This window comes from Sphingomonas sp. BE123 (assembly GCF_031456015.1).
Classification (GTDB): Bacteria; Pseudomonadota; Alphaproteobacteria; order Sphingomonadales; family Sphingomonadaceae; genus Sphingomonas.
Genome location: NZ_JAVDTW010000001.1, coordinates 547580 through 568938, shown reverse-complemented (window position 1 = coordinate 568938; position 21359 = coordinate 547580). Strand labels below are relative to the sequence as shown.

Here is a 21359-nt window from a genome sequence, read left to right as displayed (position 1 = left end):
CGGCCTGCATAGCTGGCACCCGACCCACGCCCTCTTCGAGCGCCGCAGGCTCAGCAAGCTGAGCTGCACCCGGTGTGGGAAGCGCAAGTGGTGGCGCGCATGACGCCGGACCAAGTCGTCGCCATCCTGCGCCGCGCGCGCTTCCGCATCGGCACCGAGGCGGCTCTGCAGGCATCGATCGCTGAAGCGCTCGACAACGCCGGCGCCGCGTTATCGGCCCAGGTCCGCCTCGCCTCGGGCGAGAGCACCGACTTCATGGTAAACCCCAGAAGAGGGGAGTGAGTCAGTTTGAATTGAAGGCTGTCGCGAGCGCCTGAAGGACTAAAGCGACAGCGGTTGCGACTGCTGCCCGGCGGCTCCATCGGGATTGTAGCTGAACCGTCGCCGTGAAATCGCTGCCGTCATCTCCCACGATCTGGGCAGGACCCGAGAGTGGGCCGTGAATTTTCTGATATTCGGCCTCAACCTTTGCCGCGCTGACCTTCACATGAGTCGAGGCCCACCAAAGCAGAGCTGAAATGCTGAACATCCCGATCGCGCCCCAAGTTAGGAGATCCTGCAACGTCATTGCGGTTGGCCTTTCTTGTCGAACAAACGCTTGCTCAGCGGCTGCATCGCATCATCTACCAGCTTCGTAAGATCGGCAATCTCCAAAGCCACTCACACACGCCTGATTCCGGATATCATCGAAATGCCGGCATGGGCGCGTCACGTGCTATTCCGCAGCCCAACGAATGCGCGGCTGGCACAGATTTTGTCGGAATGCCTGTCGGAACGAATGTCGGAAGAACAAACCGGTACCGCTTCGAGAATCGCAGGTTTCTGCAGATTCCCAATGGTGGACGCACTAGGGCTCGAACCTAGGACCCGCTGATTAAGAGTCAGCTGCTCTACCAACTGAGCTATGCGTCCATTCCGGGAAGAGGAGAGCGGCTGCAGCGCCGCTTCCCCGTCGGGAGTGGCGCCGATAGCGGGCGCGAAAACGGAATGCAACAGGCTTTTTCAAAAAAGTGACATTACCAGCGCGCGCGGGTCGCATCCTGGCGGTTCTGGCGATCGATCGCGAACAGGATGCCGATTGCGAACATCACCGTCATCATCGACGACCCGCCATGGCTGACCAGCGGGAGCGGAATGCCGGTCACCGGCGCCATGCCCATGACCATCAGCAGATTGATGGCGACATAGAAGAAGATCGTCGCGGAAATGCCCGCTGCGGTCAGCCGCTCGAACTTGCTGGTCGCGCGCGTCGCGACGCCGACGGCCCACAGGCACAGCCCGACAAAGGCGGCGATCAGCAGCAGCCCGCCGACCAGGCCCAGTTCCTCTGCAATCAGCGCGAACACGAAATCGGTATGCCCCTCGGGCAGATAATTGAGATGGACCTGGGTCCCGTTGAGGAACCCCTTGCCGAACAGGCCGCCGGACCCGATCGCGATCTTTGACTGGGTGATATGATAGCCGGCGCCCAGCGGATCCTGTTCCGGGTTGAGGAAGATCAGCACGCGTTTTTGCTGATATTCCTGCATCCCGTAATTGATCATCAGCGGGACCGCGACTGCGGCAGCCATCCCGCCCGCGATGAACAGGCGCAGCGGCACGCCGCCCAGGAACATCAGCGCCGCTCCGCCGGCAAGGATCATCATCGCGGTGCCAAGATCGGGCTGAATCAGCACCAATCCTGCCGGGATCAGCGTGATGACCGCCCCCGGCCAGACTGCGCCGAACCCGCGCGTCTCCCCGGCAGGCAGCATTTCGTAGAAGCGGGCAAGCGCGAGCACCAAGGCGAGCTTGGTCAGTTCCGAGGGTTGAAGCCGCATGAAGCCAAGGTCGAGCCAGCTCTGCGCGCCGCCGGCGACATGGCCGATCAGTTCGGTCAGAATGATGAGCACCAGGCAGAGGCCGTACAGGGGAAAGGCGAGCTGACGGTACCAGTCGACCGGGACGCGCGACATGGCGAGCGCTACGGCGAGGAAGAACGAAAAGCGCATGCCATGGCTGAGTGCCCAGGGCGAAAGGCTCCCCCCGGCGGCCGAATAGAGCATCAGCGTTCCAAACAGCCCGATCGCACCGACCAGGCTCAGCGCGCCCCATGGCAGGCGCAGGACGGGCGCTGGAACAAAGCCGGGGCCGATCGTCGTCATGGCTGCGGTTCCGGGGCAAGAGGCGGGGCAGGGACCGGCGCGGGCACCGGCGTGGTGGCGGCCGTAGGTGCCGGCGCTGCGGTGGTCGCTGGAGCGGGTGCCGGAGCCGGGGGCGGGGCGGGCGTGTCGGTGGGAACGGGGGAGGGGGTGACCTGGACTCGCGGCGGCAGACCCTGCGCCGCGCGGAATGCCGCTTCCTTGGCCGCCATGCGCGTCCGGATGTCGCCGCCCCAGCCGGCTTCGAGTACCGCGAGCGCGTCCATCGCCTTTTGCCGGTCGAACAGCCAGGTCAGAACGTCCTTCGCGACCGGCGCAGCCGCGCGCGATCCGCCCATGCCATGCTCGATCACGACCGAAGCGGCGTAACGCGGATTGTCGACCGGCGCGAAGCAGATGAACAGGCCATGGTCGCGATATTTCCATTCGCCGCCCTGGCCGCGATTGCGGTCCATGATGCGCCGAACCTGCGCCGTACCGGTCTTGCCCGCCATGCGAATGCCCTCCAGCGGCAGGCGCGAGGCGCCGGCGGTGCCCGCGCCATTGACGACCTCGTCCATCCCGGCGCGAACCACGGCGAGATGCTCCTCGGGGAAGTCGAGGCGCAACGGAGGCTTGGGCTGGTCGATGATCAGCGACGGGAGCAACGCCCGGCTGGAGGCGATACGGGCGGTGGCGACGGCAAGCTGGAACGGATTGACGAGCACATAGCCCTGACCGATCGCGGCGTTCAGCGTATCGGCCTGGGTCCAGTCCTGCTTGAAGCGGCGCTGCTTCCACGCGGTGTCGGGCACGGTGCCGTAACGCTGTGACGGGACGGGGATGGCGAACTCCTCGCCAAAGCCAAGCTTGCGCGCGGCTGCAGCGATCGGCTCGATCCCGATTTCCCGCCCAAGGGCATAGAAATAGGTATTGCAGCTGCGCGCGATCGCGGTGTGCATCGTCATCGGCCCGTGACGGCCAAGACAGCCGAACCGGCGATTGCCAAGCTGGTAGCCGCCATTGCACACGACCACGCGTTGCGGATCGATGCCGGCCCCCAGGATCGCGAGCGCGGTGGCCGGCTTGAAGGTCGAACCGGGCGGGTATAGCCCCTGAAACGTCTTGTTGGTCAGCGGCAGATGGTCGTCCTGCGACAGCATCTTCCATTCCGCCTGGCTGATCCCGTCGGAAAAGGCGTTCGGATCATAGCTGGGCATCGACACCAGCGCGAGAATGTCGCCATTGGTGATATCGAACACGGTGACCGAACCCGATTCATTGCCAAGCCGGCGGGCGGTATATTCCTGAAGCCCGGCATCGATGGTGAGTCGGACGGTCTTGCCCGGCTGGTCCGGGCGGGTCGCCAGTTCCCGGACGAGCTTGCCGCGCGCGGTCACCTCCGACCGCTTCGCCCCGGGGGAACCGCGCAATGTATCCTCCAGCGTCCGCTCAAGCCCGTCCTTGCCCAGTTTGAACCCGGGGGTCAGCAGCAGCGGATCCTTGCTCTCGCGAAACTGCTCTGCCGTGGCGGCGCCGACATAACCGACCAGATGCCCGACCGCGGCACCGGCCGGATAGTTGCGCGCAAAACCGCGCGCCGGCGCAACACCGGGAAGTTCGGGCAGGCGCACATTGACCGCTGCATACTGTTCGAAATCCAGGTTTTCCGCCACCTGAACCGGGCGGAAACCGGCTGCGCCCTTCAGATCGTCCTCGATCTGGGCGATATCCTCCGGGGTCAGCGCCAGAATATCGCGCAGCGTCGCGAGCACCTGATCCTTGTTTTCAAGCCGATCGGGGATGATGTCGACGCGAAAATCGGTGCGGTTATTGGCGATCGGCACCCCGCGCCGATCGACGATCCAGCCCCGCCGCGGCGGGGTCAGGGTCATGTTGACCCGGTTGCTCTCCGCCAGCAGCTTGTACTTGTCATTCTCATAGACCGCGAGCCAGGTCAGCCGGCCGGCCAGGACAAGGCCCAGCGTCGACTGGATGCCACCAAGCAGGACCGCACGGCGCGAAAAGCTGTAGCCCTGCTGCGCCTCGCTGATCATGCGCACGGGTCGGCTCATCGCCACGCCCGCCGTCGATCAAGCCGGGACACAAGTCGCGACAGCACCGGAAACAGCGCGATCGATACAAGAATCTGAATCAGCAACACCGTATCGACATGCGCATCAAGCGACGTCGCAATCAAGCGACCCGCGATCAGGCAGAAACCGATGGCGCCGGCGGCAAGCAGCCAGTCCTGAAGGAAATCGCGCCACACGATACGCGTGTCGAGCACGTCGATGGCAATGAACGCGACGGTCCACAGCAGCATCGCGCTCCCCAGTGGCTGCCCGCTGACCAGATCGTCGACCAGTCCGAGCAGGACCGGCGCCCATGGCTTGAGCAGTTCGGGGCGGTGCAGCCGCCATGCCAGCAGCATCATCAGGCCGAAGGGCGGCAGGAGCGGAACGCTTGCCTTGAGCGGGATCAGCGTGACCAGCGAGGCAAGGATGATCGACAGCGGCGCCACCCAGCGCGCCCGCCGCGAGCCTTGCGGCTGGCCCAGGCCGGCATAGGGCGTTCCGGTCACCGCGTCCCCGGTGCCGACGGGCGCGCATCCTGCGCGGCTTCGGGGAAGAAGCTGCGTTGGACCAGCGCGTAATCGAGCATGTCGGGATTGGCGGTCACTCGTGCGCGGGCGGTGTCGCGGGCACGTTCGACCACCACCGCGACGGCAATGTTGGGCGGGAACAGCCCCCCGGTGCCGGAGGTGACGAAGCTGTCCCCCGGCTCGAACAATTGCTGCGCTTCCCCGGCCGACCGGATTTCGACCAAGCCATCGCCGCGCCCGGCGGCAATGGCAGGCAGGCCGTCGCGGATCCGGCGCACCGGAACCACGCTTTCAGGGTCGAGGACGAGCAGAATGCGCGCGGTGTTGGGGCTGGTTTCGACCACACGGCCGATCAGCCCGTCTGGCCCGCGTACCGGCTGCCCCGTCCGCACGCCCTGCCAGCTGCCGGCGTTGAGCGTGGCAAAGCGGCGCGTGCTCGATCCGCTGGCATAGACGATCCGTGCTGCGACGACCGGATCGGCGACGCGGTCGCGCAACTTGAGCAGCGCGCGCAGGCGCCGATTGTCGCGGGTGACGACGCGGGCGTGGTCGATCAGCGTCCGATTGGCTTCCAGCTCGGCCTTGAGCCGCGCATTCTCGGCGCGCACGCCAAAGAAGCTGCCAATCCAGGAGGGGACGCCGGACACGCTGCGCCGGGTCCAGTCTGCGCCCGAGGCGACCGGCGTCACCAGTTCGGAAAATGCGCCGCGCACCACCGCAAAGGCAGGCGGGTTCAGGGTCGACAGCAACAGCAGGCCGACCGCGACCAGCGCCCCGCCGACCGCGACCACATAGCCGATGAAGAGCCCGTATTGCGCCCGCCGCGAAAAGCCGGGGCGCCGGTTATGTGGCGGCGCCATAGCCCCCGCTTCCTCAGACCTGAATCAGAACACCACGAAACACCGGATCCTCTAGCGCACGTCCGGTACCCAGCGCCACACAGGTTAGCGGGTCTTCGGCGACGGTCACGGGCAAACCCGTCTCATCGCGAAGCACCTCGTCAATCCCTTCGAGCAGCGCGCCGCCGCCGGTCAGGACGATGCCCTGGTCGACGATGTCCGCGGCCAGTTCGGGCGCGGTGTTCTCAAGCGCGATGCGAACGCCTTCGACGATCGTGCCGACCGGTTCGGACAGCGCTTCGGCGATCTGGCCCTGGTTGATCTGGATTTCCTTGGGCACGCCATTGACGAGGTCGCGACCCTTGATGTGGATCGTCTGGCCGATGCCGTCTGCGGGCGGCTTGGCGACGCCGACTTCCTGCTTGATCCGCTCTGCCGTCGCTTCACCGATCAGCAGGTTATGGTTGCGGCGGACATAGGAGACGATCGCTTCGTCCATCTTGTCGCCGCCGACGCGGACCGAGGTCGAATAGGCAAGGCCGCGCAGCGAGAGGACGGCGACCTCGGTCGTGCCACCGCCGATATCGACCACCATCGAGCCGATCGGTTCGGTCACCGGCATGTCCGCGCCGATCGCGGCGGCCATCGGCTCTTCGATCAGGAACACCTGGCTGGCGCCGGCATTCTGTGCGGCGTCACGGATCGCGCGACGCTCGACGCTGGTCGAGCCCGACGGGACGCAGATCACGATCTGGGGCCAGCGCATGAACTTGCGCTGTCCGGTAACCTTGCGGATGAAGTGCGAAATCATCTGCTCTGCCACGTCGATGTCGGCGATCACGCCATCGCGCAGCGGCCGAATCGCTTCGATCGTGCCGGGGGTCTTGCCCATCATCAGCTTGGCGTCGTCGCCAACCGCCTTGACCCGCTTGATGCCGTTCAGCGTTTCGACCGCGACCACCGACGGCTCGTTCAGCACCACCCCGCGCCCGCGCAGATACACAACCGTATTCGCGGTCCCGAGATCGATCGCGAGGTCATGGGACATGAATTTGAAAAGGCGGGAGAAAATCATTCTGATCGCACCGTTCTGTCACGGCCGCCCGGGCCGGGTTTCGCACTGAAAATCATACCTTGACCCGTTTCGGTCGGATCGACTCCGGCCGAAGGAAAATTGGCGGATACGGGTCGCGGGATGGCGCCGCTTGGGCTACACCGGCTTGCATGTCAATACGACGCTTGCCGGAGCATCTTGTCAACCGGATTGCAGCGGGTGAGGTGGTGGAACGCCCCGCCAGCGCGCTCAAGGAACTGGTGGAAAACGCTGTCGATTCGGGTGCGACCCGGATCGCCGTGCGGCTGTCCGGCGGCGGGATCGAACTGATCGAGGTGACCGACGACGGGTGCGGCATGACGCCGCCCGAAATGGCGCTGGCGCTGGAGCGACATGCGACGTCGAAACTGCCCGACGACGCGATCGATGCGGTCACGACGCTGGGGTTCCGGGGCGAAGCGTTGCCGTCGATCGCCAGCGTGTCGCGCTTTACGGTCGAGAGCCGCCCGCGCGGCGCCGATGGCTGGTCGCGCACCGTCGACAATGGCGTGCTGACCGCAGAGGGGCCGGCGGCGCTGCCCCCCGGCACGCGGGTACGGGTGGAGGGGCTGTTCGAGAAAGTCCCGGCGCGGCGCAAATTCCTGCGCTCGACGCGGTCGGAATATGCCGCCTGCCTCGACGTCGTAAAGCGGCTGGCGATGGCGCGGCCCGAGATCGGCTTTTCGGTCGAGCATGACGGGCGGCGGGTGCTGGCCGTACAGGAGGGGATGGACCGGATCGCGCGCGTCGCGGCGCTGACCGACCGCGATCTGGCGGCGAACAGCGTCGGGATCGATTTCGAGCGCGAAGGGATCGTGCTGGGCGGGGTTGCCGGGTTGCCGACCTTCAACCGCGGCGTGGCGGATCACCAATATCTGTTCGTCAACGGTCGGCCGGTCAAGGATCGGCTGCTAACCGGCGCGGTGCGCGGCGCCTATGCCGAGATGCTGGCGCGTGACCGGCATCCGGTAGTCGCCCTGTTCCTCGATGTGCCGCCCGATCAGGTCGATGTGAACGTCCATCCGGCCAAGACCGAAGTGCGCTTCCGCGATCCGCAACTCGCGCGCGGGCTGATCGTCAGCGGGTTGCGGCGCGCGCTGGACGGGGCGGGGCATCGCAGCGTGCAGCGGCCCGATGCGGCGGTGATGGGGTTGTGGGCGAGTTCCTCTTCTTCAAGCCCCTCCCCTTTAGGGGAGGGGTTGGGGGTGGGGCCTATCCAAACGGGCTTCGGTCTCGATGAGACTTATACGCCCCACCCCAACCCCTCCCCTGAAGGGGAGGGGCTTAGATATGTTCGCGACCGCCCGACCTTTTTCACCCCACCTCCACAAGCCCGCGCCGAACCCGCCGCCGAGCCGGTTCCGGCGGCGATCAGCTACCCGCTCGGCGTCGCGCGGGGGCAGGTGGCGCGGACCTATATCGTCGCGGAGGCGGAGGACGGTCTGGTGCTGGTCGACCAGCACGCCGCGCATGAACGCCTCGTCCTCGAACGCATGCGCCGCGCGGTGAGCAGCGGCGGGGTGGCGAGCCAGGCCTTGCTGTTGCCCGAGGTGGTCGAGCTGGACGAACCGGCGTGCGACCGGCTGGAAGCCCGCGCGGGCGAGCTGGCGGAGTTCGGGCTGGAGCTGGAACGCTTCGGCCCGCGCGCGATGCTGGTCCGCGCGACCCCGGCGCTATTGGGCAAGGGCGATGTGATCGCGCTCGTCACCGACATCGCCGACGAACTGGCGGCGTTCGACCAGGCGCTGAGCCTCAAGGAAAAGCTCGACCATGTCGCCGCGACGATGGCGTGTCATGGATCGGTACGCGCGGGCCGCGTACTGTCGGTCGCCGAGATGAACGCGCTGCTCCGCGAGATGGAGGTCACGCCGCACTCGGGCCAGTGCAACCACGGCCGCCCGACCTGGGTGAAGCTGGCGCATGGCGATATCGAGAAGCTGTTCGGGAGGAAGTAGTCCGAAGCTATGCGCCAATATCACCGGTTCATGTATACCCGTGAAGATTTTTTGGCTTCACAAACCTCAGGGGCGCTTGAGGCAGTGCTAGCTGATGCGCCTGGGGTTCGCGATGTTGAGGTTTTGGGGCCACATCCAAATGGCGGCTTTAAAGTGCAGTTTGAGTTGGATCCAGCTTCAATAGACTTGTTCATTTCCTATTTGGAGGAAACGGGCTGGCGCTCTGTCATGTGAAAGCATCACGCTTATTTCAGCAGGAATCCTTCGCTGAACGTGCTTGCACTTGGGTGAAGCTGGCGCCGCATTATACCGAGAAGCTGTTCGGGTGGAAGTAGTCCTTCACCGTCGCCCCGGCCCTGAGCCGGGGTCCTGCTTCTTCAACCGCCAAAGGCAGCTGGGCCCCGGGTCAAGCCCGGGGTGACGAGGAGCGTTTCCATCAGTGCCGATGCAACCTTCCCATCCCCTACGCATTGTTAACCCTGAACGACGCTTCAGGTAGAACAGAAATGGGTAAGTTGATGTCGGTGGCCTTGGCCGCCATTCCGCTGGTTGCGGTGCTGGGCGCGATGGTCGTCGCGCCGTAACGCACAGGTTTCGCTCCCAAGCGAAAAAAAGAGGCCGCCCGGTCGTGTCACCGGGCGGCCTTCTCTTTGTCTGGGCCGGAAGCGGCGAGGGGGTTAGCCCTCGGCCTGCTCCTCGGTCGCAGCGCTGGCGATCTCGCCAGGCTCGGCGTTGGGATCATAGTCCTCGGTGAAGCCGGCTTCGTCCTTTTCGAACATCGCCTCCATCACGTTGACGCCCTGTGCCTGCATCTCGGCCTCTTCCGGCGAGCGGGCGACGTTGACCTTGACGGTCACGACCACCTCGGCGTGCAGGGCAACGCGGACTTCGTACAGACCGATCGCCTTGATCGGCTTGTCCAGCACGACCTGCGCCTTGCTGACCTTGTGGCCATCGGCGTTGAGCGTTTCGACGATGTCGCGCACCGCGACCGAGCCGTACAGCTGGCCGGTGTTCGACGCCTGACGGATCAGGGTGACCGAAACGCCCTCAAGGCCCTTCGATTCCTTCTCGGCTTCGGTGCGCTTGGCGGCGTTCTCGGCGACGATGCGCTCGCGGTTCGCCTCGAACACCTTGCGGTTGGCTTCGTTGGCGCGCAGCGCCTTCTTGTTCGGGAGCAGGTAGTTACGGGCAAAGCCGTCCTTTACCTTCACCACGTCGCCGATGTGGCCGAGCTTTTCGACGCGCTCGAGCAGAATGATTTCCATGAGCTGCGCTCCTTACTTCACGATGAAGGGCAGAAGGCCCAGGTGGCGCGCACGCTTGATGGCAATCGCCAGCTCGCGCTGCTTCTTCGCGCTCACCGACGTGATGCGCGAGGGGACGATCTTGCCACGCTCCGAAACGAAGCCCTGCAGCAGCCGGACGTCCTTATAGTCGATCCGGGGGGCATCCTTCGCGGAGAAGGGGCAGCTCTTGCGGCGGCGGAAAAAGGGACGTGCCATGTTTATTACTCCTCACCACCGTCACGGTCGCGACGACCGCGGCGTTCGCGGTCACCCTTGCGCATCATCACCGAAGGACCCTGCTCCAGCGCGTCCACGCGGACGGTCATGTAGCGGATGATGTCTTCGTTGATCTGCGTCTGGCGCTCGAGCTCGGCGACGACACCGGCAGGGGCGTCGATTTCGAGCATCACGTAATGCGCCTTGCGGTTCTTCGCGATCTTGTAGGCGAGGCTGCGAAGACCCCAGGTCTCGGTCTTGACGACCTTGCCCTGATTATCCTCGACGATCTTGGTGGCGGTTTCCGCCAGTGCGTCCACCTGCGCCTGTGCCAGATCCTGGCGCGCAAGGAACACATGCTCGTACAGAGCCATGCGTCTGTTCTCACTGTTGGCCGATCGCTGACGCCGCCCCATGCGGTCGCCCCTCCGGCTGTCGTTCCACTGTTCTCGCGAAGGTCACCCCGTCCGCGAAGCGTGGCCCCCTAGCGCAAGCCGCAGCTGATGGCAAGTGCCGCTAGCGGTCCCGATGGGGGCCGGGTTCGGCGATCGGCGCCGGGCTGCGCGACAGCCAGCCGTCATCGTCGTCGGCGGGGTCGGGGGTCGGGAAGGGGGCCGGATCGCCGATCGGCAGGCACTCGCCGCCGTCCCACGCCAGACAGAGCACCCGATCGCCGAGCATCGTGGCGCGGACCGTACCGCTCGTGCCCTGCGCGGCATAGCGGCTTTCCAGCGTCCATTGGCGATTCCGGCCCGGCTTTCCGCTGGCCACCGGATCCTCCAGCCAGTCCGGATCGATGCCGCGATAGTGGCGCGAATAGGAATCAAGCTCCACCGAAAGCCGGAAAGCGGCATCGGCGGGCCCGCCGCGCGCGAGCCGGTTGCGCAACCAGTCGATGCGGCGCTCGCGCTGCGCGGCCTCTTGCGCAAGCCGGCTGATCGCGCCGGCGTCGCGCAGATACATGCCGACGGTTGAGAATTCGATCGCCGCCTGTTTGGGAGTTCCCGCGACCGAGGCGATTGTCCCGCGAAACCCGCGCGCGCCGCAGACATTCGCCTGCCACATCGTGCCGTCGGCCTGATAGAGCTCGCAACCCGCGCTCGTCCGCCGGCCGACCAACGTGCCTTCGGCGAGGCCGTTCGGGCCGGTGAACCCGCCCACCGACAGAAAGAAGCCGGACACGCGCTCGCCCGCGAAGCTCAGCACGACCTTGACCCCGCCGCCCACGATGCGCTCCCCGCACCGCCGCTCACGGCCCGGGCAGGCGCGCTGCGCATCGCGGCCCTCGACCGGGAGCGAGGTGACCCCGGTATAGTTTCCGAAATAGGCGATCTGCCCCTCGAACTGCGGATCGAGCGCGGGATCCTCCGGCTGTGACCGGACAGGCGATGCAAGGATGAGCAGGGCGAACAGGCCAATCAGGGTCCGAACCATGCGCGCGCCTCATGCTTGTCCCGGCACGGGACATATCATGACGCCGCGGTAACGACGATTGCGTATCGTGCATGCGATTGGGGTCGGCATGGGACAGCGCAAGGCGGCGATGCCGGTCGGCACCACCGCCCTGCTATCCCGGGCCCAAGGGGGCAAGGCCGGTAATCGCGACTCGCTTAGCGGATCATGTTCGCGAGCACTGCGGCGACGATGCCGCTGGTGATGCCGACCAGCACCACGTCATTGCCCGACTGGACGTAGCGATAGCCGCGCGGCGGAGCCTTCAGGCCGCGATAGTGGCGATAATCGACCTGGCGATAGTTGCGCGCCTGACGATAATCGAACCGTTCGCCGCGCTTCCAGCTGGTGCGATAGCGCTGCTGCGGCGCCTTCTTCACCGTCTTCTGCTTGACCACGACCTTGCCGTTGGGCTTGTGCTTGACGACCGTGCGCGTCTGCTGTGCCGGGGCGGCAGCGGCGGGCGCGGCGGCCAGGATCGGGCTGACCGCAACCGATGCGGCGACGGCGGCGAGAACAAATTTCTTCATCTTCAGTCTCCTGCGTTCGAGCCCGGTTTCGGGCGACACGACCAATCTGGGGGCAGCGTGTCGCAGGGATTTCGCGCAGGGTGCGCAAAATGGTCGCCGCGTGTCGCAATCCGTTCAGCTTTGTTCATCTTGCGGGATAGGCGTCGCGCGCATAGGGCGGCGGGCCTGATTTCGAGGGAGCCCAGACTATGCGTGCGTTCATCTTTCCGGGGCAGGGAAGCCAGTCGGTCGGCATGGGGCTGGCCCTGAGCCAGGCCAGCGCGGCGGCGCGCGAAGTGTTTCAGGAAGTGGACGATGCACTCGGCCAGAAGCTGTTCAAGCTGATGACCGAGGGTCCCGAAGGCGACCTGTTGCTGACCGAGAATGCCCAGCCGGCGATCATGGCGCATGCCATCGCGGTGCTGCGCGTGCTTGAAAAGGAAGGCGGGGTGCGACTGGCGGACAAGGCGGACTTCGTCGCCGGGCATTCGCTGGGCGAATATACGGCGTTGTGTGCCGCCGGTGCGCTCGACCTGGCGACGACCGCCAAGCTGCTCAAGCTGCGCGGACAGGCGATGCAGGCCGCAGTGCCGGTGGGCGAGGGCGCGATGGCGGCGCTGCTGGGTGCTGATCTGGTCAAGGCGCAGGCGATTGCCGACGCGGCGGCCGCGGGTGAGGTGTGCACCGTCGCGAATGACAATGACCCGTCGCAGGTTGTCATCTCGGGCGCCAAGGGCGCGATCGATCGCGCTGTGGCAATCGCCAAGGATCACGGGGCGAAGCGCGCGGTGCTGTTGCCGGTGTCGGCGCCGTTCCATTGCCCGATGATGCAGCCCGCCGCCGACGCAATGGCCAAGGCGCTGGCCGAGGTCGCGATCCGCGCGCCGCTGGTGCCGGTCTATGCCAATGTGACCGCTGCGCCGGTGAGTGATCCCGACGCGATCCGTGGGCTGCTTGTCGAGCAGGTGACCGGCATGGTGCGGTGGCGCGAATCGGTCGCGGCGATGTTCGACGCGGGCGTGCACGACTATGTCGAACTGGGCGGCAAGGTGCTGGGCGCGATGGTCAAGCGGATCGCGCCGGATGCGACCGTCACCAGCGTGGTGACGATGGACGATATCGAAGCGCTCGAAAAAGCGCTCTGAGGAGAATGAACATGTTCGATCTGACAGGCATGACCGCGCTGGTGACGGGCGCTTCCGGAGGCATCGGTTCGGCGATCGCCAAGGCGTTGGCGGCGCAGGGGGCGCGGCTGGCGGTTTCGGGGTCCAACGCCGAAAAGCTGGAGGCGTTTCGCGACGAGCTGGGCGGCGATCATGTCGCGCTGGCGTGCAATCTGAGCGACGCGGCGGCGGTCGACGCGCTCGTACCGCAGGCGGTCGAGGCGCTCGGCAAGCTCGACATCCTCGTCAACAATGCCGGCGTCACGCGCGACAATCTCGCGATGCGGATGAAGGACGAGGAATGGGATCAGGTGATCCGCGTCAACCTTGAAGCTGCGTTCCGCCTGATGCGCGCGGCTGCCAAGCCGATGATGAAGGCGCGGTTCGGGCGGATGATTTCGATCACGTCCGTGGTGGGCGCGACCGGCAATCCGGGACAGGCCAATTACGCTGCGTCGAAGGCGGGACTGGTCGGCATGTCCAAGGCGCTGGCGCAGGAACTGGCGAGCCGCAACATCACGGTCAATTGCGTCGCGCCCGGTTTCATCCGTTCGGCGATGACCGATGTGCTGCCCGAGGCGCAGAAGACCGCGCTGCTCACCCGGATTCCGGCAGGAGACCTTGGCAGTGGCGAGGATATCGGCGCGGCGGTGGTCTATCTCGCGTCGAAGGAAGCGGGATATGTCACCGGTCAGACGCTGCACGTGAATGGCGGAATGGCGATGCTGTGAGGCATGGGCCTTCACACGGGAATTCAATGACGGGGAGGGATGATTGATGTCGCTGATGATGATGGCCGCCGCGCTCATGGCGCCGGCAGTACAGGGGCGGGTTGACGATACGCGGCTGCGCGATCGGGCGCCGGTGGGCTGCGTGTATCGCACCCTGGGCGGGAATATCGACCGCGACCTGCTGGCGGCGCTGGCGCTCAAGGGGTTCGAGGCGACCACCAATGAAGAAAAAGCGGTGATGCGCACCGTCGGCATGCGCATCAGTTCGTGCGAACGCAGCCAGGGCTGGGGCGAGAAGCGCAAGCAGATTGCCATTCGCTATTTCAGCGGCCGCGTGCTGGAATCCAATGCGCGCTACAAGCTGAAGCCGCATGCTGTCGAAACCGCGCATTTCGAGGCGGCGATGGCTGCGCTCGATCCTGCGGCTCGCGCTGGGCTGGCCCAGGGCACGATCAGCAGCGCGAATATCGGTGTTGCGTGGAAGGCCGCTGCCGCTGCCGGCGCGCAGATCGATTCGGTTCCGGAGGGCGAACGCAAGCCGGTCGCCGAACTGCTGATGCAGGGGCTGGTCGGCCTCGCCAACATGGTTGCCGCCGAAGAGGCCTATAGCGCCAACTGAGCGACGGGACGCGCGCCGCGACCCCCTTGCGCGGGGCGGGGCGCCGTTCTAGTGCGGTCAGCAATCGAAGGTTCAACGATCCAATCAAGAAGGAACAGGGTAATGAGCGAGACCGCCGATCGGGTTAAGAAGATCGTCGTCGAGCATCTGGGCGTCGAAGCCGAAAAGGTTAGCCCCGAAGCAAGCTTCATCGACGATCTGGGCGCCGACAGCCTTGACATCGTCGAGCTGGTGATGGCGTTCGAAGAGGAATTCGGCGTCGAGATCCCTGACGATGCGGCAGAGAAGATCCTGACCGTCAAGGACGCCATCGATTATATCGACAGCCATCAGGGCTAAGCGGGCTTCCCGCATGGCTGCCCCGAGGGGCAAGATTTGACGAACGGCTCCCGATCCCGGCATGGGGTGGGGAGCCGTTTGTTTTTGCAAACCATGTTAGTTGCTGCATCCTCGGCCCGCGCCCAATCACCCGATTGAGCGGGCGGGATGCCTGATACCGGAGAGTTGCTATGCGCCGCGTCGTCGTAACCGGCCTTGGACTGGTCACCCCGCTGGGCGGGGACGTCGAAACCAGCTGGAAGAACATCATCGCCGCCCGGTCCGGCGCTGGAACGATCACGCGCTTCGACGCGACCGATTTCCAGAGCAATTACGCCTGCGAGGTGAAGCCCGCGGACCATGAGTTCGGCTTCGACGCGGGCAAGCGCGTGGATCACAAGATCCAGCGTCAGGTCGACCCGTTCATCGTCTATGGCATCGATGCCGCCGGACAGGCGATCGAGGATGCCGGCCTGCTCGATATGAGCGAGGAGGAACGGTATCGCGCCGGGTGCTCGATCGGATCGGGCATTGGCGGCCTGCCGGGCATCGAGAGCGAATCGCTCGTGCTCGCCGAAAAGGGGCCGAAGCGCGTGTCGCCGCACTTCGTGCATGGGCGCCTGATCAACCTGATCTCGGGTCAGGTGTCGATCAAATACGGCCTGATGGGGCCGAACCACGCGGTCGTGACCGCCTGTTCGACGGGCGCGCATTCGATCGGCGACGCCGCGCGGATGATCGCGATGGACGATGCCGATGTCATGCTCGCGGGCGGCGCGGAAAGCACGATCTGTCCGATCGGCATCGCCGGCTTCGGCCAGGCGCGCGCGCTCTCGACGGGCTTCCGCGACGAGCCGTGGCGGGCGAGCCGGCCATGGGATCAGGGTCGCGACGGCTTTGTGATGGGCGAGGGTGCGGGCATCGTCGTGCTCGAGGAGTATGAGCGCGCCAAGGCACGCGGCGCGAAAATCTATGCCGAAGTGGTCGGCTATGGCCTCTCGGGCGACGCCTATCACGTGACTGCGCCGCATCCCGAAGGCTCGGGCGCGTTCCGCTCGATGCAGATGGCGATGAAGAAGTCGGGCCTCGCGCTCTCGGACATCGATTACATCAACGCGCACGGCACCTCGACCCCGCTGGGCGACGAGCTGGAGCTGGGCGCGGTACGGCGGCTGTTCGGCGATGCGATCGGCGACCTGTCGATGAGCTCGACCAAGTCGGCGATCGGGCATCTTTTGGGCGGCGCGGGCGCGGTTGAGAGCATCTTCTGCATTCTCGCGATGCGCGACGGCATCGTGCCGCCGACGCTGAACCTCGACAATCCGAGCGAGAATTGCGCGGGCGTCGATCTTGTCCCGCACCAGGCGAAGGAGCGGAAGGTGCGCGCGGTGCTGAACAATTCGTTCGGCTTTGGCGGCACCAACGCATCGCTGGTGATGAAGGCGGTCTGATCCACGGGTTCGGGAGGCGTTGGTGCGCAAGTTCGGCTGTTTCGGCGTCCTCCTGATCCTCGCGCTGGTCGGCGCAGCCTTTTGGGCAGCGCAGCTATGGGGCGGCGCGGGGCCGGGGACGCGCAACGTATCGCTGATGGTGGCGCAAGGGTCGACCCTGACCGCTGCCGCCCGCGAGCTGGAAAAACAGGGCGCGATCCGCAACGCCGACCTGTTCCTTGCGATGACGCGGATCTTTGGCGACGATACCCCGATCCAGGCGGGGGAATATCGCATTCCCGCGCGGATCAGCCAGTCGGATATCCTCAAGATGCTGCAGGGTGGACGCACGCTGCAGCGCTTCGTGATGATCCCGGAGGGGATGCCATCGATCCTCGTCCATGAGCGGCTGATGGCGGCCGAACAGCTGAAGGGCGAGGTCGACGTGCCGATCGAGGGCAGCATCCTGCCCGACAGCTATGCCTATAATCGCGGCGATACGCGGCAGGCGGTGCTGGATCGCATGCAAAGCGCGATGGACCGATACCTTGCCGAGGCGTGGGAGCGCCGCAAGCCGAACATCGCGGTGAACACGCCGCAGGAGGCGCTGATCCTCGCCTCGATCGTCGAAAAGGAAACCGGCAAGCCCGAAGAGCGGCGGATGGTTGCGGGGGTCTATTCCAACCGACTGAAGCGCGGGATGCCGCTGCAGGCCGATCCGACGGTGATCTATCCGGTGACCAGGGGCAAGCCGCTCGGTCGCCGTATCCTGCGCTCCGAACTGCAGGCGAAGAACGGGTACAACACCTATGCGATGGCGGGCCTGCCCGAGGGGCCGATCGCCAATCCGGGCCGCGCAAGCATCGACGCGGTACTGGATCCGGAGACGACCAACGCGCTGTATTTCGTGGCGGACGGCACCGGCGGGCACATCTTCGCCGACACGCTGGAACAGCACAACGCGAACGTGCAGAAATGGTATGCGCTGCGGCGGGCGCGGGGGGAGATGTAGCCATGGCCGAGACGGCCCCTGCGCTTGGCCTGATCGGTCGGTGTCTTTGCGGGGGCGTTACGGTGATTGTCGATCCGGCGCGGACAGATGTCGGCGTGTGCCATTGCCGGATGTGTCGGCGGTGGACCAGCGGGCCGTGGATGGCGCTGCAGGTTCCGGGGGCGCGCATCGAAGGGGAAACGCTGCAAATCTATGCGGCCACCGCGTTTGCGGAACGCGGCTTTTGCGGCGCTTGTGGAGCCCATATCTTCCATCGGCCGAAGGACGGACCGGAACTTGCGGTTTCTGCGGGGCTGTTCGATGCCGACGGGATGCACGTCGCGCGCGAAATCTTCATCGACCGCAAGCCGCCCTGGTATCGATTCGTGGCTGACAGCGTGAAGCGGACCGAGGCCAGCACGATCCGCGAATGGCTGCCGCGGATCATGTGGAGGAGAGTTGTGAGGTTGGTTGGCCGGCGCGGCTGAGGTGCCGTCAGCCCCGGATCCCCGCCGCTTCGCGCGCCAGTGCTTCGACTTCCGCCATGCTTGCCCCCTTGGGCGTGACCCAGCTGCCGCCGACGCACAGCACGGGATCGAAGCCGAGCCAGTCGGGGGCGGTGGCGGGGGTGATGCCGCCGGTGGGGCAGAATTTCGCTTCGTAGAACGGGGCGGCGAGCGCCTTGAGCGCCTTCAGCCCGCCGCTGGTTTCCGCCGGGAAGAATTTGAAGTGGCGCAGGCCGAGGTCGTAGCCGCGCATGATGTCGCCGGCGTTGGCGATGCCGGGGAGGAAGGGGACGCCGCTTTCGACGATGACCTGGCCAAGGCGGTCGGTCAGGCCCGGCGAGACGATGAATTCGCCACCCGCATCCATCACCTGTGCAAATTGGTCGGTGTTGACCACGGTGCCCGCGCCGACGATCGCGCCGGGGACCTTCTTCATCTCCCGGATCGCGTCGAGCGCGGCAGGCGTGCGCAGCGTGACTTCGAGCACTCTCAGACCACCTGCGACCAGCGCCTCGGCGAGGGGCTTGGCGGTCGCCGCGTCGTCGATGACGAGGACGGGGATGACCGCGCTGGTCCGCATGATGGTTTCGATGCTCATTGCGTATGCTCCTGCGCATAGGCCGCCGCCGCGCCGTAGAGGCCGGGCTGGGGGTGGGTGATCAGCTTGACGGGGATCGAGGACATCAACCCCTGGAAGCGCCCCTTTGCGACGAAACGCTGCGCAAATCCAGAGCCGAGCAGGTGATCCTTGAGCCGGAAGCCGAGCCCGCCCGCGATCACCACGCCGGTCGGGCCGTGGGCGAGCGCAAGGTCGCCCGCGACCGCGCCGAGGCTGAGGCAGAAGCGGTCGAGCGCGGCGACGGCGAGGCTGTCCTTGCCCTCCAGCGCCAGCGTCCAGATTTCCTTGTCGGACAGGCTGTGCACCGCCTTGCCCTCGATCTGCGCGAGCGTTTCGTAGATCGGGACGATGCCGGGCCCCGACACGATCCGTTCGGCCGAAACGCGGGTGTAGGTCGAGCGCAGGCGGCGCACAAAGGCGTCCTCGATCCCGTCGAGCGGGGCGAAATCCATATGCCCGCCTTCGGTCGCGATGACATGGTAACCGCCGGTCGGGGGCCGGAACACCTGCGCGACGCCAAGCCCGGTGCCGGGTCCGCAGACGGTGATCGATCCCTTTTCCGGCAACGCTGTCACCGGGCCGCACAGATGAACGAAATCGCTGTCGGGCAGCTGGGCAACGGCATGGCCGATCGCGCCGAAATCGTTGATCAGGCTGTAGCTGTCGACGTCGAGCCGTTCGTGGATCAGCGGCGGGCGGATGATCCAGGGATTGTTGGTCAGCTTGATCAGTTCGTCATTGATCGGCGAGGCGATGGCGATCGCCGCAGCGCGGGGCATCGGGCGGGCGAATTCGCGCGCCGATGCCTGCCAGGCGAGCTGAAAGCTGGCGTGATCGGCGGTCTTCTGCGTTACCGGATCGCCGAGCGCGACGACGCGGCCGTTTTCGACTTCGGCAATGGCGAAGCGGGCATGGGTCCCGCCGATATCGACCGCTACGACTTCCAAACGTCTTCTCCCTAGTTCTTAGCCCCGCCTCTTCAGGGGAGGGGTTGGGGGTGGGGCGGTTCAGTCTCACCGAGACCGTGGCCCATGTGGATGGGCCCCACCCCAACCCCTCCCCTGAAGGGGAGGGGCTTAGTATTTACAACCCAGCCGCAGCCAGCATCGCGGATCCGCCGGCTTCGGCTTCGCTGGCACCCTGACGCATCATCGCGAACAGTTCGCGCCCGCTGCCCAGATCCGGGGGCGGTGCTGCGGCGAGGTCGCGCGCGTCCCATTCGGCCGCATCGACCAGCGCGTTGAGCTCGCCTGTTTCAGCGCAGAGGCGCACGATATCGCCATCACGCAGCTTGCCGATCGGGCCACCACCCAGCGCCTCGGGCGAGAGGTGGATCGCGGCGGGAACCTTGCCCGATGCGCCGGACATGCGCCCGTCGGTAACGAGCGCGACGCGGAAGCCGCGATTCTGCAGGACGCCGAGCGGCGGGGTGAGCTTGTGCAATTCGGGCATGCCGTTGGCGCGCGGCCCCTGGAAGCGCACGACGACGACGACGTCGCGGTCGAGCTCGCCCGCCTTGAATGCGTCCTGCACCGCCTGCTGCGTTTCGAATACGCGGCACGGCGCCTCGATCGTCCAGCGGTCGCGCTCGACTGCGCTCACCTTGATGCAGGCGCGGCCGAGATTGCCGGCGAGGATGCGGAAGCCGCCTTCGGGCGAGAAGGGCGCATCGATGGTGCGCACGATGCTGTCGTCGCCGCTGACGTCACCATGATCGGCCCAGGCGAGCGCGTCATTCTCCAGCACCGGCTTCTTGCCATAGGCGTCGAGGCCGTCGCCGAAGGTGGTGAGCGTATCGCCATGGAGGATGCCGCCCTTGAGCAGTTCCCGGATCACGAAGGTCGGGCCGCCGGCATCCTCGAACCCGTTCACATCGGCCGAGCCATTGGGATAGACGCGCGCCAGCAGCGGAACGCTGCGCGAGAGGCGGTCGAAATCCTCCCAGTCGATCAGGATGCCCGCCGCGCGCGCGATCGCGGGCAGGTGGATCAGATGGTTGGTCGATCCGCCGGTGGCGAGCAGCACGACCGCCGCATTGACGATGGCGCGTTCGTCCACGACCTCACCGATCGGGCGGTAATCGTCGCCGTCCCAGCCGATCTGGGGCAGGCGCTGCACCGCCGCCTTGGTGAGTTCCTGACGCAGCTTGGTGCCCGGATTGATGAAAGAGGCGCCGGGGACGTGGAGGCCCATCGCCTCCATCATCATCTGGTTGGAATTGGCGGTGCCGTAAAAGGTGCAGGTACCCTTGCCGTGATAGGCGGCGATTTCGGATTCGAGCAGTTCCTCGCGGCTCGCCTTGCCCTCGGCATAGAGTTCGCGGACCCGCGCCTTTTCCTTGTTGGCGATGCCCGTGCGCATCGGGCCGGCCGGGATCAGGATCATCGGAAGATGGCCGAAGCGCAGTGCGCCCATCAACAGCCCCGGCACGATCTTGTCGCAGATGCCGAGCAGCGCGGCACCCTCGAACGTATTGTGGCTGAGCGCCACCGCAGTCGACAGCGCGATCGTGTCGCGGCTGAACAGCGACAGCTCCATGCCCGAATAGCCCTGAGTCACGCCATCGCACATGGCGGGGACGCCGCCAGCGACCTGCGCCGTGGCGCCCGCCTCCAGCGCCCAGATCTTCATCTGTTCGGGATAGCGGTAATAGGGCGCGTGCGCCGACAGCATGTCGTTATAGGCCGTCACGATCCCGATATTCATCCGGTTCGCGGGCTTCATCACGTCGCGCTGCTCGTCCGTGCCGGCATAGGCATGGGCGAGGTTGGCGCAGCCCAGGCCACGGCGGCTGACACCGCCTTCGCGCTGCTGCGTCATCAGATCGCGGTAGGCCGCGCGGCGATCGCGCGAGCGCTCAATCACGCGATCCGTAACAGCCGCGATTTCGGGATGAAGGGTCGG

At 65.9% G+C, this 21359-nt stretch carries 24 protein-coding genes and 1 tRNA gene; 10 read left to right on the top strand and 15 right to left on the bottom strand.

Annotated features, from left to right (window positions below; all coding sequences use genetic code 11):
• Positions 1-99 precede the first annotated feature (99 nt).
• Entirely contained in the window at positions 100-282 is a 183-nt protein-coding gene (locus tag J2Y54_RS02670) for a hypothetical protein (protein WP_310036703.1), read from the top strand.
• Position 283: 1 nt separating this feature from the next.
• Here the strand turns inward: J2Y54_RS02670 and J2Y54_RS02665 are convergent, their stop codons facing one another.
• The 7 genes from J2Y54_RS02665 to J2Y54_RS02635 form a co-directional block, all read right to left on the bottom strand.
• The gene (locus tag J2Y54_RS02665) at positions 284-568 is read right to left on the bottom strand and encodes a hypothetical protein (RefSeq protein WP_310036702.1); all 285 of its coding nucleotides are present in this window, start codon (positions 566-568) and stop codon (positions 284-286) included.
• A 268-nt stretch (positions 569-836) separates the two neighbouring features.
• A tRNA-Lys gene (locus J2Y54_RS02660) sits at positions 837-912 on the bottom strand.
• Between the two features lie 104 nt (positions 913-1016).
• Positions 1017-2144, bottom strand: coding sequence for a rod shape-determining protein RodA (rodA, locus tag J2Y54_RS02655; protein ID WP_310036700.1), 1128 nt, complete (start codon positions 2142-2144; stop codon positions 1017-1019).
• On the bottom strand, positions 2141-4195 hold the full coding sequence (gene mrdA, locus J2Y54_RS02650) for a penicillin-binding protein 2 (protein WP_310036698.1): 2055 nt from the start codon (positions 4193-4195) through the stop codon (positions 2141-2143). Before mrdA ends, rodA begins: the two co-directional genes overlap by 4 nt.
• On the bottom strand, positions 4192-4704 hold the full coding sequence (mreD, locus tag J2Y54_RS02645) for a rod shape-determining protein MreD (protein ID WP_310036696.1): 513 nt from the start codon (positions 4702-4704) through the stop codon (positions 4192-4194). The genes mrdA and mreD overlap by 4 nt, the downstream gene beginning before the upstream one ends.
• Positions 4701-5585 carry a rod shape-determining protein MreC gene (gene mreC, locus J2Y54_RS02640; RefSeq protein ID WP_310036694.1) on the bottom strand — a complete coding sequence of 295 codons (885 nt, stop codon included), beginning with the start codon at positions 5583-5585 and terminating at the stop codon, positions 4701-4703. Before mreC ends, mreD begins: the two co-directional genes overlap by 4 nt.
• A gap of 13 nt (positions 5586-5598) precedes the next feature.
• On the bottom strand, positions 5599-6639 hold the full coding sequence (locus J2Y54_RS02635) for a rod shape-determining protein (protein ID WP_310036693.1): 1041 nt from the start codon (positions 6637-6639) through the stop codon (positions 5599-5601).
• A gap of 149 nt (positions 6640-6788) precedes the next feature.
• On the opposite strand from J2Y54_RS02635, the gene mutL reads away from it, so the two are divergent.
• Positions 6789-8612, top strand: a complete 1824-nt coding sequence (gene mutL / locus J2Y54_RS02630) for a DNA mismatch repair endonuclease MutL (RefSeq protein WP_310036692.1) — start codon at positions 6789-6791, stop codon at positions 8610-8612.
• Positions 8613-8621: 9 nt separating this feature from the next.
• Positions 8622-8846 (top strand): hypothetical protein, encoded by a 225-nt coding sequence (locus tag J2Y54_RS02625; protein WP_310036691.1) that lies wholly within the window; start codon positions 8622-8624, stop codon positions 8844-8846.
• Between the two features lie 443 nt (positions 8847-9289).
• Here the strand turns inward: J2Y54_RS02625 and rplI are convergent, their stop codons facing one another.
• From rplI to J2Y54_RS02600, 5 genes are all read right to left on the bottom strand, one after another.
• Positions 9290-9880, bottom strand: a complete 591-nt coding sequence (gene rplI, locus J2Y54_RS02620; protein WP_310036690.1) for a 50S ribosomal protein L9 — start codon at positions 9878-9880, stop codon at positions 9290-9292.
• 12 nt (positions 9881-9892) lie between these two features.
• On the bottom strand, positions 9893-10117 hold the full coding sequence (rpsR, locus tag J2Y54_RS02615; RefSeq protein ID WP_066575653.1) for a 30S ribosomal protein S18: 225 nt from the start codon (positions 10115-10117) through the stop codon (positions 9893-9895).
• A 5-nt stretch (positions 10118-10122) separates the two neighbouring features.
• Positions 10123-10491, bottom strand: a complete 369-nt coding sequence (gene rpsF, locus J2Y54_RS02610; RefSeq protein WP_310036689.1) for a 30S ribosomal protein S6 — start codon at positions 10489-10491, stop codon at positions 10123-10125.
• 142 nt (positions 10492-10633) lie between these two features.
• Positions 10634-11551: a hypothetical protein gene (locus tag J2Y54_RS02605; RefSeq protein ID WP_310036688.1), complete on the bottom strand. Its 918-nt coding sequence runs from the start codon at positions 11549-11551 to the stop codon at positions 10634-10636.
• A gap of 176 nt (positions 11552-11727) precedes the next feature.
• The gene (locus J2Y54_RS02600) at positions 11728-12099 is read right to left on the bottom strand and encodes an RcnB family protein (RefSeq protein ID WP_310036686.1); all 372 of its coding nucleotides are present in this window, start codon (positions 12097-12099) and stop codon (positions 11728-11730) included.
• A gap of 188 nt (positions 12100-12287) precedes the next feature.
• Between J2Y54_RS02600 and fabD the strand changes: the two genes are divergently transcribed.
• From fabD to J2Y54_RS02565, 7 genes are all read left to right on the top strand, one after another.
• Positions 12288-13223 carry an ACP S-malonyltransferase gene (fabD, locus tag J2Y54_RS02595; protein ID WP_310036685.1) on the top strand — a complete coding sequence of 312 codons (936 nt, stop codon included), beginning with the start codon at positions 12288-12290 and terminating at the stop codon, positions 13221-13223.
• Between the two features lie 11 nt (positions 13224-13234).
• Entirely contained in the window at positions 13235-13972 is a 738-nt protein-coding gene (gene fabG / locus J2Y54_RS02590; RefSeq protein WP_310036684.1) for a 3-oxoacyl-[acyl-carrier-protein] reductase, read from the top strand.
• 46 nt (positions 13973-14018) lie between these two features.
• Positions 14019-14591: a hypothetical protein gene (locus J2Y54_RS02585; RefSeq protein ID WP_310036683.1), complete on the top strand. Its 573-nt coding sequence runs from the start codon at positions 14019-14021 to the stop codon at positions 14589-14591.
• Between the two features lie 102 nt (positions 14592-14693).
• On the top strand, positions 14694-14930 hold the full coding sequence (locus J2Y54_RS02580) for an acyl carrier protein (RefSeq protein WP_310036682.1): 237 nt from the start codon (positions 14694-14696) through the stop codon (positions 14928-14930).
• Between the two features lie 170 nt (positions 14931-15100).
• Positions 15101-16360, top strand: coding sequence for a beta-ketoacyl-ACP synthase II (gene fabF, locus J2Y54_RS02575; RefSeq protein ID WP_310036681.1), 1260 nt, complete (start codon positions 15101-15103; stop codon positions 16358-16360).
• A 22-nt stretch (positions 16361-16382) separates the two neighbouring features.
• Positions 16383-17351, top strand: coding sequence for an endolytic transglycosylase MltG (mltG, locus tag J2Y54_RS02570; RefSeq protein WP_310036680.1), 969 nt, complete (start codon positions 16383-16385; stop codon positions 17349-17351).
• Complete coding sequence (locus J2Y54_RS02565) at positions 17315-17818, top strand: GFA family protein (protein WP_310036679.1); 504 nt, start codon at positions 17315-17317, stop codon at positions 17816-17818. The genes mltG and J2Y54_RS02565 overlap by 37 nt, the downstream gene beginning before the upstream one ends.
• A gap of 7 nt (positions 17819-17825) precedes the next feature.
• On the opposite strand, the gene eda is transcribed toward J2Y54_RS02565, so the two are convergent.
• The 3 genes from eda to edd form a co-directional block, all read right to left on the bottom strand.
• Complete coding sequence (gene eda / locus J2Y54_RS02560) at positions 17826-18434, bottom strand: bifunctional 4-hydroxy-2-oxoglutarate aldolase/2-dehydro-3-deoxy-phosphogluconate aldolase (protein WP_310036678.1); 609 nt, start codon at positions 18432-18434, stop codon at positions 17826-17828.
• The gene (gene glk / locus J2Y54_RS02555; protein ID WP_310036676.1) at positions 18431-19402 is read right to left on the bottom strand and encodes a glucokinase; all 972 of its coding nucleotides are present in this window, start codon (positions 19400-19402) and stop codon (positions 18431-18433) included. The genes eda and glk overlap by 4 nt, the downstream gene beginning before the upstream one ends.
• Before the next feature lie 136 nt (positions 19403-19538).
• Positions 19539-21320 (bottom strand): phosphogluconate dehydratase, encoded by a 1782-nt coding sequence (gene edd, locus J2Y54_RS02550; protein WP_405052892.1) that lies wholly within the window; start codon positions 21318-21320, stop codon positions 19539-19541.
• Between the last annotated feature and the right edge of the window lie 39 nt (positions 21321-21359).